The sequence below is a fragment of the Rothia sp. ZJ1223 genome (assembly GCF_016900985.1).
Classification (GTDB): Bacteria; Actinomycetota; Actinomycetes; order Actinomycetales; family Micrococcaceae; genus Rothia.
In genome coordinates this window covers 220,483-235,833 of sequence record NZ_JAFEUT010000003.1, presented here as the reverse complement: position 1 = coordinate 235,833, position 15,351 = coordinate 220,483, and the positions used below count along the sequence as shown (strand labels likewise).

Annotated in this window: 15 protein-coding genes; 7 read left to right on the top strand and 8 right to left on the bottom strand. The window is 53.5% G+C overall.

The window, feature by feature from the left end; all coding sequences use genetic code 11:
* Position 1 precedes the first annotated feature (1 nt).
* Positions 2-529 carry a prepilin peptidase gene (locus tag JTP09_RS05340; RefSeq protein WP_204877418.1) on the top strand — a complete coding sequence of 176 codons (528 nt, stop codon included), beginning with the start codon at positions 2-4 and terminating at the stop codon, positions 527-529.
* Positions 530-565: 36 nt separating this feature from the next.
* Complete coding sequence (locus tag JTP09_RS05335) at positions 566-1,051, top strand: NUDIX domain-containing protein (protein ID WP_204877417.1); 486 nt, start codon at positions 566-568, stop codon at positions 1,049-1,051.
* A 629-nt stretch (positions 1,052-1,680) separates the two neighbouring features.
* Here the strand turns inward: JTP09_RS05335 and JTP09_RS05330 are convergent.
* The 3 genes from JTP09_RS05330 to JTP09_RS05320 form a co-directional block, all read right to left on the bottom strand.
* Positions 1,681-3,090, bottom strand: coding sequence for a class II fumarate hydratase (locus JTP09_RS05330; RefSeq protein ID WP_204877416.1), 1,410 nt, complete (start codon positions 3,088-3,090; stop codon positions 1,681-1,683).
* 84 nt (positions 3,091-3,174) lie between these two features.
* On the bottom strand, positions 3,175-3,822 hold the full coding sequence (locus JTP09_RS05325) for a carbonic anhydrase (protein WP_204877415.1): 648 nt from the start codon (positions 3,820-3,822) through the stop codon (positions 3,175-3,177).
* A 58-nt stretch (positions 3,823-3,880) separates the two neighbouring features.
* On the bottom strand, positions 3,881-4,597 hold the full coding sequence (locus JTP09_RS05320; RefSeq protein WP_204877414.1) for a DUF4245 domain-containing protein: 717 nt from the start codon (positions 4,595-4,597) through the stop codon (positions 3,881-3,883).
* Positions 4,598-4,779: 182 nt separating this feature from the next.
* Between JTP09_RS05320 and glpX the strand changes: the two genes are divergently transcribed.
* Positions 4,780-5,775: a class II fructose-bisphosphatase gene (glpX, locus tag JTP09_RS05315; protein ID WP_204877413.1), complete on the top strand. Its 996-nt coding sequence runs from the start codon at positions 4,780-4,782 to the stop codon at positions 5,773-5,775.
* A 221-nt stretch (positions 5,776-5,996) separates the two neighbouring features.
* Here the strand turns inward: glpX and JTP09_RS05310 are convergent, their stop codons facing one another.
* The 5 genes from JTP09_RS05310 to JTP09_RS05290 all read right to left on the bottom strand — a co-directional run bounded on the left by JTP09_RS05310 (position 5,997) and on the right by JTP09_RS05290 (position 11,522).
* Positions 5,997-7,013, bottom strand: a complete 1,017-nt coding sequence (locus JTP09_RS05310) for a peptidoglycan bridge formation glycyltransferase FemA/FemB family protein (RefSeq protein WP_204877412.1) — start codon at positions 7,011-7,013, stop codon at positions 5,997-5,999.
* A 98-nt stretch (positions 7,014-7,111) separates the two neighbouring features.
* Complete coding sequence (locus JTP09_RS05305; RefSeq protein WP_204877410.1) at positions 7,112-8,680, bottom strand: LCP family protein; 1,569 nt, start codon at positions 8,678-8,680, stop codon at positions 7,112-7,114.
* Positions 8,681-8,818: 138 nt separating this feature from the next.
* Positions 8,819-9,427, bottom strand: a complete 609-nt coding sequence (gene purE, locus JTP09_RS05300; RefSeq protein ID WP_204877523.1) for a 5-(carboxyamino)imidazole ribonucleotide mutase — start codon at positions 9,425-9,427, stop codon at positions 8,819-8,821.
* A gap of 82 nt (positions 9,428-9,509) precedes the next feature.
* The gene (locus tag JTP09_RS05295; protein WP_204877409.1) at positions 9,510-10,700 is read right to left on the bottom strand and encodes a 5-(carboxyamino)imidazole ribonucleotide synthase; all 1,191 of its coding nucleotides are present in this window, start codon (positions 10,698-10,700) and stop codon (positions 9,510-9,512) included.
* Positions 10,701-10,769: 69 nt separating this feature from the next.
* Positions 10,770-11,522, bottom strand: a complete 753-nt coding sequence (locus JTP09_RS05290) for a TIGR03089 family protein (protein ID WP_204877408.1) — start codon at positions 11,520-11,522, stop codon at positions 10,770-10,772.
* 370 nt (positions 11,523-11,892) lie between these two features.
* Here JTP09_RS05290 and JTP09_RS10235 point away from each other — a divergent pair, with 370 nt between their 5' ends.
* From JTP09_RS10235 to JTP09_RS05270, 4 genes are all read left to right on the top strand, one after another.
* A complete protein-coding gene (locus tag JTP09_RS10235) occupies positions 11,893-12,351 on the top strand; it encodes a WhiB family transcriptional regulator (RefSeq protein WP_304621701.1) in 459 nt (152 codons plus the stop codon).
* 18 nt (positions 12,352-12,369) lie between these two features.
* Positions 12,370-12,636 (top strand): DUF3499 family protein, encoded by a 267-nt coding sequence (locus tag JTP09_RS05280; protein WP_204877407.1) that lies wholly within the window; start codon positions 12,370-12,372, stop codon positions 12,634-12,636.
* Positions 12,637-12,797: 161 nt separating this feature from the next.
* The gene (locus JTP09_RS05275) at positions 12,798-14,057 is read left to right on the top strand and encodes an Ig-like domain-containing protein (protein ID WP_204877406.1); all 1,260 of its coding nucleotides are present in this window, start codon (positions 12,798-12,800) and stop codon (positions 14,055-14,057) included.
* 128 nt (positions 14,058-14,185) lie between these two features.
* Complete coding sequence (locus JTP09_RS05270; RefSeq protein WP_204877404.1) at positions 14,186-15,331, top strand: TIGR01906 family membrane protein; 1,146 nt, start codon at positions 14,186-14,188, stop codon at positions 15,329-15,331.
* Positions 15,332-15,351 lie beyond the last annotated feature (20 nt).

Here is a 15,351-nt window from a genome sequence, read left to right as displayed (position 1 = left end):
CATGCTGGTTCATATCGGGCGCTCTGTAGAAAGCGCTTTGGCTGGTGATGCTCGTTCGGCTCTTGTAGCTTTTCTTTTAGTTTTTGCCCTAGCTTTTTACTCGGTCAGTGCGGTGAGATTGTGGCGTATCGACGTGGCGAGCCACCGTCTACCCGATCGTATTGTTTTGCCCCTGTACCTTGGGGTGGGCTTGCCGCTCTTTGCTGTGGTTCTCTTGACGGGGGATGCTGATGGGCCGCGGCGTATTGCCTACAGCGGCGTCATGCTATTGGGTTCCTATTATCTTCTACGCGCTGTATCGCGCAGGGCACTGGGGTTAGGCGATGTGAAGCTCGCCGGTGCTTTAGGGCTACTCTTAGGGTATTTTTCACTCCTCAACCTCCTGTGGGGCACTTTGCTGACCTTTGTACTTGGTGGGGTGTACAGCCTGTGGCTCCTGTTGAGGCATCAAGCGAGCCCCAAAACTCATATTCCTTTTGGACCATTTATGCTACTGGGAACGCTCATTGCTACGATTTTCCCCGCATAGATAGCCTAACGGCTATAGAAAAGGAGGTTGCTCACCATGCCCACACCAGAGTTCATTACCCAGCTTCGAGAAAAAATCGGTCATGAGAAACTGTGGCTCTCGGGTGCTACCGCTGTGATTGTTAGACCCGAAGACGGTCGCATCTTGCTGGTACGACGCTCTGACAACGGTCTATGGACGCCTGTTACCGGCATCGTGGATCCGGGTGAGAATCCCGCCCTTACCTGCCTGCGGGAAGCTGAAGAAGAAGCCGGGGTAAAAATTGAAGTAGTAGCACTTACCCAGATTAAAGCAGACCCATCCCAGACTTTTTCTAACGGAGATCAATGCCAGTTTCTTGACCACACCTTTCTGTGCCACTGGGTCAGCGGGCAAGCTCGTGTCAATGATGAGGAATCTTCTGAAGTGCGCTGGGTGACTGTTGATGAGCTCAAGAGTTTGGTCAACGAGCGCATGTATGATCGTATAGACTCGGCGCTGAACTACAGCGGTTACGCCCGCTTTGGGTTTGAAAGCGTGTGATGGGTGTTTACCCGGCAGGCATTTATCTCTGTGCTACGAGAAGATAAAGGTGCGGCACCGCTGTCTTAGCGGTGCCGGACCTTTTACCTGATAGACATTGCCTCCGTGGGCGGATTCTCTAGGAGAACTGATGCCATGCACGAGCCTTGCGGAGGTTAGATTTCACCATAGCAACTGCCTCACCCCCATCGCGGTTAAGAGCAATCTTGCTCATAGAAGTTGCACAACCAACAAATTGGTTAGCTTCGACCTCAGGGGGTATTGACAATGCGTCAGCATCGGCAGTGTCACCGGGAATGGTGATGACCGAAACACCGTAGAGGCGATTAACGCCGGTTTCAAGCAGTTGGCTAACAATTTTGCTCCGCGAGCTTCATTGTTGCTCCTAAACTTTTAGGTTCAAGTAATTCTTACCTTTTTACTCTTGATCTGTTACTTGTGCTCTTCAGGGGGGCGAACTAGGAAATAACAGTGAGCTTTCTATCCTGGGTGTGCGATAATTCTTGTTTTCGCCTCGTCGTACAAGGCGCAATCGCTTAAAACTTATGCGGGTTGCACCTACGAAGGTGCAACCCGCATTCTCAAAATCTGAGCCCTAGAGCTCAGTAACTTGAGTTAAAGAATTCTGCTTAGGAGTAGTTACCGAGCATCTTGGTGACATCGAGTGCTGAATCCAGCTGCTCCTCGGTGACTTCACCGCGCTCAACGTAGCCCAGAGCAACAACAGCCTCGCGAACAGTAGTCTTATTAGCCACTGAGTACTTAGCGATCTTTGCAGCTGCCTCGTAACCAATCAGCTTGTTCATGGGGGTCACAGTTGAGGGTGATGCCTCAGCCAAGAAACGGGCGCGTTCTACGTTTGCCTCAAGGCCGTCAATCATCTTATCTGCCATGACGCGTGATGCGTTGGTGAGCAGACGGATGGACTGTAGCAGATTAGCTGCCATCACGGGAATACCGACGTTGAGCTCGAAGGCTCCGTTAGTGGAAGACAGCGCGATGGTGGTGTCGTTACCAATCACCTGAGCCGCTACCTGAACAACAGCCTCGCAAATCACGGGGTTAACCTTGCCGGGCATGATAGATGAACCGGGCTGAAGGTCGGGAATATGCAGCTCGCCCAAGCCAGTGTTGGGACCTGAACCCATCCAACGAATATCGTTATTGATCTTCATGAGTGAGTAGGCAATGGTGCGTAGCTGCCCTGATGCTTCAATGAGACCGTCGCGGTTAGCCTGCGCCTCGAAGTGGTTGCGTGCTTCGGTCAGCGGAAGACCTGTTTCTTCAGCGAGCAGCTCAATGACGCGTGCTGAGAAGCCGTCGGGGGTGTTGATACCGGTGCCAACAGCGGTACCGCCCAAAGGAACCTCGGCAACGCGGGGCAGAGCTGAATCAATACGCTCGATGCCGTAGCGAATCTGAGCTGCATAACCGCCAAATTCCTGACCCAAGGTTACCGGAGTTGCGTCCATGAGGTGGGTTCGACCCGACTTGACGACGTCCTTGAACTCAGCTGCTTTCTTCTCCAGTGATGTTGCCAGATAATCCAAGGCGGGCTTTAAATCGTTGATGAGCGCTTCGGTAGCTGCAACGTGTACTGAGGTGGGGAAAACATCGTTTGAAGACTGGGAGGCGTTCACATGGTCGTTAGGGTGAACATCAATGCCTTTATCTTCCAGCAAACGGCTTGCCAGGGTTGCAAGCACCTCGTTGGTGTTCATATTTGATGAAGTACCAGAACCGGTCTGGAATACATCGATGGGGAAGTCAGCGTTGTGCTTACCAGCTGCCACTGTGTCTGCCGCATCACGAATAGCCTGTGCGCGTTCAGCGTCGAGCACCTTCAGTTCTTCGTTAGCGGTAGCAGCAGCTTTTTTTACCAGAGCCAGGGCGCGAATATGCGCGGGCTCCAGAGTCTGACCTGAGATAGGAAAGTTCTCTACAGCGCGCTGAGTCTGCGCACGGTAGAGCGCGTTGACGGGCACGCGAACTTCGCCCATAGTGTCGTGTTCAATGCGGTATTCAGTGTTATCAGTCATACCTACAGCATAACCGGTTCGCGTGAGCTGAACCTCAGCAATGACCTGATGTGTTCGTTTATTGCGTAAAAAGCTGGGTGATTTTTAGGACGCGTGAGGTCCGGCGTCCACCGCGATGGTAGGGGAAGATGAGTAGACCAGCTCTGCGCGTCCATCAACCAGGTGGTAATAGACGCCCACCACCGCGACTTTCTCGTCCTTAATGCTTTCGGCCACCACGTGGGACTGCTCGGCAATCCGCGCTGCCGTTTGGTAAGTGTGCTCTCGCACCATATCGTTGACGGTCGCGTTTTTGGGCAGTTTGGGGGAGATAACTGAGGGCAGGATGCGTTCTACCAGGTTACGCACGAAACCATGGGGCATATCGCCTGTTTCTAGGGCTTTCTTGGCGGCGCTGACAGCACCGCAGGAGTCGTGACCGAGAACCATAATCAGCGGCACGTCAAGCTCGCCCACGGCGTATTCCAGTGACCCGAGCACCGAATTGTCGATTACCTGACCGGCAGTACGCACCACAAAAGCATCGCCCAAACCCAAATCAAAAATAATTTCAGCGGCAAGACGGGAATCGCCGCATCCAAAAATGGCGGCAAAAGGGTACTGCCCGGCGGTGAGGGACTCGCGGTGTAAAGCGTCCTGGTTGGGGTGTAAGGATTCACCCGCCACAAACCTAGCGTTGCCCTCAGCCAGATACGCCCACGCTTGGGCGGGAGTAGAAACGGTCTGCGCCACGGTAACCTGCCTTCTTAGAAACTGATACTGGTGAGAGCTTATCTACATTCCGTTGGATTTATTCGATTCCGGTGCCTGAGGTCGCAGTGGGCGAAGCTGTTGCCGTGGGGGCTTTTTGATAGTTCACGATGGCTTCGGCAAGCTGGGCAAATTCAGTGCCGGGTGCATCACCGTAGATAATAACGGTGGTCCCATCGACCTCGCCCACATAGTAGGTAAGGGTTTCGTCTTTGTCAGTGGTGCCCTCGCGCACCTCCCATTCGACTCCAGCAATTGACTCTGCGCCTATGGGGCGTGAGTTTCCGGTTTGTTGAGCAATCCACGAAACGTTCGTTTCGCCTGCATCAGCCTGCTTGACCGTGAGAAACTCGGCGGCAGCAGTAATCTGCCCTGTCTCCCAATAACTAATACCATCAGCCTGATGGGAGTACCAACGTGCGTAGTTGTAGTGCCAGTTCTCAAGCTGCGGCGCGGTCGGAGTGAATCTAGCTACTTCGCCCGCCTCAAAAGCAACCTTGGGTAAATCAACTGACGCCTGGTAGGGGTCTTTATCTGGTTTGGGCATCAACCAAATCACCGGTAGCACACAGGCAAGTAGCACAACCATCGAGATAATCATGTTGCGCACCGGCTGGTTAATGCGTTCAGCCTGCTTGGGGGTAATCTGCGGCTTCACACCGTCAGCAACGGTGGCAGGACGCGCCGATTCGGCGCTTTCCGGCGCGCCTGCGGTGGAGGGAGCGGCTGAAGATTTCTCAAACTCAGATGATTTCACCCTATTATTCTCACGCACTTTTACCCCAAACCCCTCATTGACCGCTTAAAGGTGAAAGATAACACACTATTGCGTAGGTTATATACGCGAAAACTGTTAGCCACCCACCGGCAAACTAGCTATTCTGAGAAGAGCAGGGCGCACCGGCGCGTCCGCACGCTGAACAACTCAAAGGGGAGAACATGTCAGAAACCAACCATGGCCGCAACCTCGCTCTTGAACTGGTACGAGCTACTGAAGCTGCCGCGATTGCCTCAGCGCCCTGGGTGGGTGCCGGTGAGAAGAACCTCGCCGACGGGGCAGCGGTGGACGCGATGCGTTACCGTCTCTCAAACGTTAATTTTAACGGAACTGTTGTGATTGGTGAGGGCGAAAAAGACGAAGCGCCCATGCTCTACAACGGCGAAACTGTGGGCGATGGCACCGGACCGAAGATGGATGTGGCGGTTGATCCCATTGACGGTACCCGCTTGACCGCGTTGGGCATGGATAATGCCCTGTCTGTGATTGCTGTGGCTGAGGGCGGCTCCATGTTCGATCCTTCGGCCGTGTTCTACATGGAAAAGCTCGTGACCGGTCCTGAAGCGGCTGACCTGGTTGACTTGCGTTTGCCGGTCAAACAGAACCTGCATCTGGTTGCCAAAGCCAAGGGTAAGAAAATCAACCAGCTTACCGTCTGTATTCTTGACCGCCCCCGCCACACTGACATTATTGAGCAGATTCGAGCAACTGGTGCCCGTACCCGCATGATCCTTGACGGTGATGTTGCTGGTGCGATTGCTACCTGCCGTGAAGGTTCAGGTATTGATGTAATGATGGGTACCGGTGGCACCCCCGAGGGTATTGTTGCTGCCTGCGCGATTAAGGCAACCGGTGGCATTATTCAAGGACGCCTGGCACCCACCGACGATACCGAACGCGAAAAGGCATTGGCTGCCGGTCATGATCTTGATGCTGTGCTCACCACCGATGAACTGGTGACTTCAGATGATTGCTACTTTGCTGCTACTGGTATTACCGGTGGTAAGTTGCTGCGCGGTGTGCGCTACGGTCGCAACACGGTTACCACCCAGTCGATGATTATGCGCTCCAAATCAGGCACTATTCGTACCATCGAAGCAGAGCACAACCTGGCACGCTGGGAAAAAATCCTCGAAAAGCATATGCCCAAAAAGTAGGAATCTGGCAGTAGCTCATGAACACCGCTGACCGCACTAAAACATTCCGCTTGGTAGTAATACTGGGCGCAGTCATCGTTCTAGTTGTCATAGTGCTCATGAGCGGAGTATTAGGTTTTCTCTTAGATTCTTAGAACGCTTTTTATTCCTAAAAGGAAGTTCCAATAGCGAGAGGTCGGAGCCACTCAAAGAATGGCACCGACCTCTCTTCTATAAAAATCTTACTTGTTCAGTTTCGCTTTTACTTTGCTGATGCCATTAAGCGCTTTGCCTTTGAGCTGGAGCGCTTTTTCTTTGATTGTGGGGGCTTTTGCCTTGGTTGCATAGATAGCGCTATAGGCGGTGTAACCCGGAGCGCTGACAGGCTTGTCCCAGGTGCCGGCGTATTCCACAGACTCGCCGCCGAATGACTTTTTGAACTTGGTGAAGCCCGCCCATTCGTGGTTGGGGTCATCGTTGGGGGCAATGCCGAAGAGATCAACCTTGGTCAGACCCTTAGCTTTCGCGTCCATAATCAAGTTGGTGACCAGGGGAATACCCGCCGATAACTTACGGTGCTCGAAGGACGCTGCCGCGTGTGCGTAGGTGCGGGTATCGTCCGAGTCATATACAAAAGCAGCGCCAATTGGTTGGCCTTCGACCTTGGCAATATAAAGAGTCGCTGCATCTGCCGGCATGAGGACGCGCGCTACCTGGCGCAGGTACTCATCGCGCTGGCGATTGAAACCGGTGCGTCCGGCGGTTTCGTCCAAGAACTTCAACAGAATATCGAGATCAGATGGGTTCTGTGAAGTCTCAAAAGTAACACCTTTTTTATGGATATTGCGGTGCAGATTACGGTTGGTTGACTTCATATCTTTCAAGATGGCATCTTCATCTTGAGTGAGATCAATAATCTGAGTGTGAGCTGGCTGCACCTGACGCGGTGACTTCTTGAAGCCACGCTGAACCAGGAAATCCTGGTGGTTACCACCGGCAAAAATGCCCTCTTCAATGGGCTCTACGCGCACAAAAAGGCACTTATTATCGCGAGCTACCTGCATCAAATCAGCCATGGCGGCATCGAACGCTGCGGGAGTATCTGCAACAGGCCCGTAGGGTACGTACAGGTAGCGTCCGATGGTTCCGCCCTCAAGAGTGGCAATATAGCACCAGCCGTAACCCGACTTTTTGAAAACCTTGTGACCGTTAGACTCTTGGAAACGTGCCCATACATCTGTCTGCAGAATATTACTCATGCGCTCCAGTGTACCGGTTGCCCCGTACCAGGTCTAAGGTAGGGGCAGGGTGTGCAGACGCGGTGTTGGGCACAGCGACTGAGTTCTTATAACGATGGTTAGGGCACCGAACAGGTTCCGTTGGGGGTAAGCTCTGACGCTGTCATGAGAGGAACTACCGTGCCATCTGCCTGCTCAAAAACCACCTGATGCGCCACAGACCCAACTCCCTGCGCCATCGGCTGAGGGCTTTTACCCTCAGCTGAGTCCACTAGCACCTGATCCACCCGGCTGTGTACCTCATCAAAATCAGGGTAGGTCGGGAACATCGGGTCAAAATAGGGCGGGGCGATAGCGAACTGAATAAGATCGTACTGACGAGATTTCAGGGCGATATCACCCAGCTCGCTCAGACCTGATTCGGGAAGATTAGTCTCAATAATCTGCTCACCCGCTGCAGCGATATCGGCAAACTTAGTGAGCACATTTGCCGGTTCTAACTGCTTGAGCATGGCAGCCTGCACACAGCGCTGGCGCGCTTCACGATCATAGTCAGAGGCACCCTCACGGGAGCGAGCATACCACAGGGCATGAAACCCATCGAGATGCTGAATACCCGGCTCAATGTAACCCTCAATGGGGTTAGGCTCACCGGTCACAGCGTGGGTACCGCCCCCGATAGGAACATAGCCACCCACATCGATGGTAATACCACCGAGGGCATCAATCATGGTTGAGAAACCCTGCATATCAACTAGCACGTAGTTCTCAACCTCAATGCCCAAAATCCCAGAGACCGCATCCATCATAGCTTCTGCCCCCGGATCTTTTGCCTCAGGATAAAGACTCGGGTGATTAGCGCTCACATCGGTATAGAGGGCGTTCAAGATGCACTTATCACCGCAGTTGAAGCCCTCAGGGTATACCTGCCACAGGGGAGAATCCTGCGAGAAAGGAGCATTTTGTAAGTTGCGCGGAACCGAAATCGTCACAGCTTGACCGGTAGCGCCGTCAATGCTCACCACCGTCATAGAATCGGGGCGGCGCCCGACGCGGTCCGCACCGGCGTCCCCGCCCATGAGAAGGATGTTATACCTACCCTCATGTTGGGTGAGCGTTCCAGAACCGGCAAAAATATTTCCCAGGGCGTTGCGTCCTACCGAAGCAATATAGGCGCTGTAGGCAAGCCCACCACCGGTAATAGCTGTCAGAGCAACCAGACCTAACACCACCGGAACGCGAGCGCGGGCAGGTAAAGTCTTGAGGCGAATAACGCGCAACGTATCAAAAAAGAGATAAATCCAGCCTGCTGCCAAAAGAGATAAAATACCCACCAAAATAAACAAGAAACTCTGGCTGGTAAGAGCTGAAAAGATAGCGGTTCGAGCAGTAACCCCTAAGAAAATTCCTAGAGCTATGAGCACCCATACCGTAAGGGTCACGGTCAATGCCCTGCGACCTAAACGCTTGTTACCTGCAATGAGCTGTACAGAACCCGGTACGAGGAGTGTGAGGAGAACGAAAATCCACGCACGACGTACCCGCAACTGATCAGAGGCATACTCAGGGTGGTGGAGAGGGTCGGTGTACTGCGGACGCGAAAGCTTATCTCCCTTCACCCGGACTGCGCTAATAGAGCCCCGTCGCGGTTGCTGACGACCTGCGGAGTTTCTCTCTCTAGCTGCCATCACCTAATCCTTTACCTTACCTTCTACCCAAAGTCTTTAAAATTCCTACGGCAGCATCTGTGCCTACCCATAGAACAAGCAGTGATACCACCGTAGCGAAGAAAACTGAAAACTCTCCGTTGTTACCCTGTGCTGGGCTTAGGGTGCGTAGGGCTCTCGGTAGTCATCATCGGAGGGAATATCAGTGTGGGGCTGACGAGCTGAGTGCGCCGCATCAGCGATAGTGGTGATGTGCGAATTATCTTCTTCGAGGTCTTCGCGGCGCTCGCCGACTTTGGAACGTAGTGCTGCGCCTTTGTCCATCGCGGTTTGACGTAGTGATGCCGCGAAGTCAATGAGGTCGCTGCGTACCTGCTGGGCGAAGTCATCAGCTCCTGCTCCCAGTATGCGTAGTGCGAGCAAACCAGCGTTACGTGCCCCATCAATAGAAACAGTGGCAACGGGAACACCGGCGGGCATCTGCACGATGGAGAGCAAAGAATCCATGCCGTCTAGGCTCTTGAGCTTGACGGGCACACCAATGACAGGCAGGGGAGTGAGCGAGGCGAGCATGCCTGGCAGGTGGGCTGCACCACCGGCACCAGCAATAATGACGCGAATGCCGCGCTCGTGTGCTTTACGACCGTAGGCGACCATATCTTCGGGCATGCGGTGGGCTGAGATAACGTCTGCTTCGTAAGCGATGCCGAATTCTTCAAGAACCTGGGCGGCGGCTTCCATGACGTGCCAGTCTGAGTCTGAGCCCATGACGATTCCAACGATGGGTTGGGTTGATTCAAAGGGGGAGCTCACGGTGTTCTCCTTCTTGCTAGTAATCTTGGTAGAAAGTTTAGGCAGCGCCGTCAGTGAAAAGTACGGCGCAGGACGCGGCTGATGAGCGCATCTGGTTGAGTTCGGCTGCGGCGCCGGTCATGTTGATGTGCCCGATTTTGCGGCCGGCGCGTACTCCCTTGCCGTAGAGGTGAACTTTGGCGCGCGCGTCCGTGGAGAGAACCTTGCCCAAAACTCCAAAGAGGTCTTTATTATTACCGCCGAGGAAGTTCTTCATAAGCGCAACCTCGCCCTTGACCGAGGTGTCACCTAGTGGCAGGTTAAGAACTGCGCGTAGATGCTGCTCGAACTGGCTGGTGACGGAGCCGTCTTGGGTCCAGTGACCGGAGTTGTGCGGGCGCATAGCAAGTTCATTAACTAAGAAGCCGTGCTCGGTACCGGGTACTTCAAAAAGCTCAGCAGCCATCACACCGGTGACGCCAAGTTCTGAGGCAATGAGGGTAACGGCGTCGGCAGCTGCCTGAGCGACGCTCTGGGAGAGGTCGGGTGCAGGGGCGATGACTTCATCGCAGACTGAGTTCACCTGAATAGACTCAGCAAGGGGCCATGCGCGCACTTCACCTGAGTCTCTGCGGGCAACGAGGGCGGAAAGCTCACGGGTGAAAGGTACTTTTTGCTCAACCAGCAGAGAAGAAAAATCAGCGCGATCTGCAAGCGCATTGAACCACGCTTCAACTTCAGCGTTCAGCGCTTCATCACGGGTATCGAGAACCATGACGCCTTTGCCGTCGTAGCCACCGCGCGGAGTTTTGAGCACTACGGGCCAGCCGGTGGTATCACCAAATTCAAGAAGCGCATCAAGGGTGGTGACCTCAGCCCACACGGGGTTGGGAAGCCCCAGCTTATCAATTGCCTTGCGCATCTCGATTTTGTCCTGCGCATAGATCAGAGCATCGGGGCGGGGTTGCACGTTGACGCCTTCTGCGATGAGAGCGCGCAGAAAGTCACCGGGTACATGTTCGTGATCAAAGGTCAATACATCAACATCGCGGGCGAACTCGCGCAGAGCCTCGAAATCTTTGTAGTCGCCTACGGGAGTATTTTTCACTGCGGGCACAGCACACACGTCGGGGGTCTCAGCGAGTACGCGTAGATTGAAGCCGAGCTCGGTGGCGGCGGGTGCCATCATGCGGGCAAGCTGTCCGCCACCAACGACGCCAATTTTAGGTCCAGTTACAGGGTAAGTCACAGTCTCTAGGCTACCTGCTTATCGGTCTTTCTAAAAGCCGTTGTTCAGTGGGTAGGGGTGCTGAGCGTTTTATGAATGCTGCAGTATCTGGGCGCGTTCGTCTGCGTAAATTTTTAGGTGGCGGTCGCCTGCTGTGAAATCAAACCGGTCATCGAGGATAATAACCGCGTAACCAGCGTGCATCACGGCTAGAATTTCAGCGACCGCTAGCGCCGGTGACCCAGTGACCTCTAGCGCTTGAACCCCCTCTGGCACCTGCTCTTTAATCTGTTGACTAAGGTCAATGACGCGCGTCATCAGTTGGCGGTGGGTACTGTCGCTCAAGGCGGGAGTATCGGGGGTTGGCTGGTTGAACCCCATGTAAAGATCAGCATAGGCGCGCACTTCACTGGTGTAGTCCACGTACTCGCGGTCGGTGGGAATCTCGCCCATATAGCGCATGCCCAAGGCTGCTACTTCAACCAAGGCATAGACGTTCGCATCTACCGAGCTGAAATCTTCGGGCGAGAAACCTGCCGCCACTTGGTAGGGTTCATCTTGCGCCTCATCATTGCCTGTGCGGACGCTCGCCACAGCGCCCACCCGCAAAGCGGCTAAGGAAAGGGCAACACTGCGCCAATGGGCAGCCGCAGGCAGACTGATAGTATCGCCGACCTCAATATCGCACTCTTCGTACAAAAAATTAGCAGACTTGGATACCCAGTTATCGAGCACCCTGCCGGAAAGCTCAATGCGCTCACCGGGGGCGCCGTACCAGATGAGGGCTGGCGTCTGGCGGATTTTAAGGGAGTCCATAAAATGTGCGAAAGATAGCTGAGACATGAAACCAACTTACAAAACTAAAAGGAGGGTGAGCAAAAGCATTGAAGCTCATGACCTCCCAACACACCACATAAAGGAGGGGTAGGTCACCTTTATTATGCAAATGAGCGCTTTGCCTTATATCATAAAAACTCATGACAATGTGAATATGGTTGTTTCAACACCCGTTAATTTACTGACTCAGTTTGACGAATCGCGTACTACACACGTGTAATGATGATGTGGCTAATCTGCCCCGCTGACTGTTAAACAGTGGTTGGCAGGCTAGGACACCCACACGCGTCGTCATCAGTGGCATCACTTTGTCTGCTCCACAACGAGTGGAGCCGGAAGCAAATGTCACGAGAATACGAAGGGACTATTAAGAACTATGGGTTCGTTGACTCACTACGGGAGTGACCCAGGGTATTCTGGTGCAAGCCAGCGTTACACTCAGTACCTTGATTTGCAGGCTAATGATTTTCTTGCTGCGGCTGAGGCACGTGAAGCTGCCCAGAAACAGCAAAAAGCACCCGTTGCTAAAAACGTAGATCTCTTCTCCAACGATCCCGATGCGCTGTCTTTGTGGGAGGCGGCTGCCGGTCTGTACAGTACCGACGGTGATGATGGTGAGCTGGCATGGCAGGCAGATGCTCTCTGTGCTCAGACCGATCCCGAGGCTTTTTTCCCTGAAAAGGGTGGCTCAACTCGCGATGCTAAGCGCGTATGTAGCGAATGCCCTGTACGTCAGGCATGCTTGGATTACGCCATGGAAAATGATGAGCGTTTCGGTATTTGGGGCGGTTTGTCAGAGCGTGAACGTCGTCGCCTTCGCAAGCAGAATATCTAAAGAAAGAAGACCGTTTTTATGGTTCAGCAACGTCTCTGCTCGCGTCAGACCTGTACTCGCGAAGCTATTTTCACCCTCACCTACGCCTACGCAGACTCAACTGCGGTGATCGGTGTACTTTCTACCCATCGCGAACCCCACGCCTACGATCTGTGCGAGTTTCATGCTGACCGTTTGACCGCGCCCCAAGGCTGGCAGGTTGTTCGATTGCCGATGTCAGGCTCGGACGCTTCCGCACCCGTTGCGCAGAACGATGGTAACTACCCACCGCTTCGCAGCGTCTAAAGGGCAGGTATCTTAAGCTTCGTTCATAAACTTTTGAAATATCAAAATTATCCTTGAAGATGAAATGCGTATCTCACACGGATACGCATTTTTTATTGCTCCGTTTGCTGATAGTCTTGAAAGAATGTTATTTTTAGCCAAATCGTAAAGGACTCATCTACGTGGCTTTTTTCCCTCGCGATAGCGTAACTTCACGACGCCAAGCTCTGAGCTTTACCGCTGTTGGTGCAGCTTCTGTTTTTGGGCTTGCTGCTTGTTCCACTGCTGAATCCGAGAGTACCGGTTCTAGCGCCTCAGCCTCTGCGGCCGCTTCGTCTACTCCCTCAGCTTCGCCCACTCAGAAGTTCGTCGGTAGTGTTGCTGTTACCCCCGAAAAAGACGCGGTGGAGTTCAACCCGGTGCTAGCGGTTAACCCCGTGGTCGCTACTGCCACTGATGCTACTTTTACCTCGGTTAAGTTGATGGCTGGTAAAGCAAATATTGCCGGTGAGTTAAGCGAAGATAAGACCACCTGGACTTCTACTGAGGACTTGGCTTTTGATACCGAGTACACCTTGAAGTGGGAGGCAGAAGATGCTGAGGGCGGCAAAGGTAAGGGCTCTAGCGTCTTCACTACGGTCTCAGCTGTTAACGAGGCTAATGCTATGACGAACCTCAAAGAGGGAGCCGTCTACGGTGTTGGTCAGATTATTCAGATTAACTTCTCTGAACCTGTGATTAATAAGGACGCGGTGGAGAAGCTCATTGAGGTCACCGGCAACGGTGTTACTGAGCCTCGTGTGCGCTGGTACTCGGATTACATGGCTCGCGTTCGCACTAAGGACTACCTGCCTGCTAACACCGATGTTGCCGTAAAGGTTAATATTTTGGGCGTTGACTTGGGCAACGGCATGATTGGTAATTCCAATACGGCGGTGAACTTTAAAACCAGCGAGAAGCGTTATGCGCTGGCTGATAACAACACTAAGACCATGAAGATGTACGTGAACGATGAGTTAGTGCATACCGCTCCTATTACTTTGGGCAACGCAGAGTGGCCCTCTGTTGTTGGTCAGCTTGTTATTCAGGAACAGGCACCCACCTACAAGTTTGATCCCACCACCTTAGGCTTGGATCGTAGCAATGCGCACTGGTATGAGCCCTTTACTGCGTCCTGGACTTCACGTCTGACAGACTCGGGTGTTTTTGTACACCAGGCGCTACCGAGCGCATGGGGCTCCGTGGGTTACTACAATGTCTCACACGGTTGCATTGGTATGCTGCCTGCCGATGCTAAGTTCTTCTTCGATACCTTTGATGTGGGCGATGTTGTTGAAACCGTGAATACCGGTTACCTCATGGCTGATCCTGATAACGGCTACGGCGACTGGAACATTCCCTTTGATTCATACGCTGATGAGAACTACAGGGGTAACTGGTAACATCCGAAGCCTTCGCGCGACAACTTTAAGATAATCCTCTCACCTACTCCCTCACCGCTGACTCAGAAGGCGGTGCGGTAGAGTGTGAGAGGATTTTTTCTTTGTATAGAGACCACAGAAAGGCTTTCATGGCTGAGAAAGAACCGCTGGAACCCTTAGCGGGTGCCGAGCGTGACTGGGATGATCTAACACCGGCGATTGATGATAACGACGAGGCTGTTGCCCAGCGAGCAACAGCAGACCGTCTGCTTCGTGCCCGCAGAGTGGAATCTGGGCTTGACAGCTCGGAGCCTACTGCTATTTCTATGGGATCCCCCGCGACGCGGAACGCGCCTGTTACCGGGGTATCCGAGACACCGGTAGATTCTATGCCTCTACCTGAGGTACGAGAACTCCTCGACGAGTCGGTAGCTGTAGCCGGTGAGGGTTCTGCGCCCACCCTGAACTCTGCGGCTGATGAGACCGAGCAGTCTGCGCCGGTTGCCGCTGTGGCTGCAACGGAAGCTGAAGAACGCGCGTCCGCCCGAGAACTGGCTGTTGAAGACCGCCCCCGATGGTTGAAGTTGCGCCAGTTTCTGATGGGGATGGCAGTACCCGTGCTGACCCTAGCTCTTGCGGTGCGCGTGGTCGCCAGCAGCGCCTTCTTGTGGTTTGCATACCATCGACCGGGATTTCCTGCCGATACCTACGGTATGAACACTGAAGAACGTATGCGGTTGGGTTCCTACGGACTGGACTACATCTTGAACTTCGCCCCGGCGAGCTACCTGGGCGCTCTACGCAACGAAAAAAACGTCACCTGGTTCTTGCCCTCTGAAGTTGAGCATATGACAGATGTAAAGGTCGTCATGCTTATAACAATGACGCTTGCAATGATTCTTGGGCTTGTGGCGTGGATGAGCTCCCGCACCCTCAAAGAGCGTGCCGCTGGAGCTGTGCGTCGCAGTCTCTTTGCTGGCAGCTGGGCAACCCTTGCACTCATGGCGGCGCTGGGTACTTTAGCTTTTGTGGGTTGGGAACGTTTCTTTGAAAACTTTCACCACGTTTTCTTTCCGCAGGGCAACTGGCAGTTTCACGCATCCGATACTCTGATTCGTCTCTACCCGCCGCAGTTTTGGGTGGACGCGGGTATCGCAGTTGCGCTGATTACCCTGGCTATTACGCTGCTAATTATGATGCTCACCTGGCCCACCAAACTACGCAAAGCTCGCGAAGAAAAAGTTGCTGCGGACCGTCTAGAGCTGCGTCGTAAACTTTCGTCCTCAGTGCTGTAAGTGCTTTCTAAAAAATGCTC